Origin of the sequence: Kitasatospora sp. SC0581, from assembly GCF_048159585.1 — a bacterium.
Lineage (GTDB): Bacteria > Actinomycetota > Actinomycetes > Streptomycetales > Streptomycetaceae > Kitasatospora.
This window is the reverse complement of record NZ_JBLRWA010000183.1, coordinates 1-395: the sequence shown is the minus strand read 5'-3', so window position 1 is coordinate 395 and position 395 is coordinate 1. Positions and strand designations below refer to the sequence as shown.

Annotated in this window: 1 protein-coding gene; it reads right to left on the bottom strand. The window is 35.4% G+C overall.

The features are described from left to right. Nucleotides 1-395, bottom strand: a 395-nt coding sequence (locus tag ACLWS4_RS37680; RefSeq protein WP_416876527.1) for a hypothetical protein, incomplete at both ends; no start/stop codon positions are given.

Sequence of the window (395 nt, the reverse complement as noted above, 5' to 3'; positions counted from 1 at the left end):
CCTTCAAATTCAGCTATAATTACTTTTGATAAATACGATCGAATTTTGGAATACAAAATTTGTCCTTTTTTAAAGTAATGTTTCGGACTTTTAACTTTTGATTCCTCTATTGTTTGATATTCTAGTAATTGTCCAGTGCCCTTTTCAATATTGTCTGGAGCAATATGAGGTAACTCTAGGTATTGTTTTGGATCTACTAAGTTCGAACAAACTTGTGCTACATCACCAAAAGTCTTCCATTTCCAATTAATTGGAATTTCATACAAATTGGCGTTTGATTCTCTTGATATATGGGATTTTTCCATCATTTCCCCACGAAATGCCTTATCCAAAATAGCCGCCCGGCGAAGTTCAAACGTTTCCTTCGCTTCCTCAATCAACCGCTTTGCTTCGTC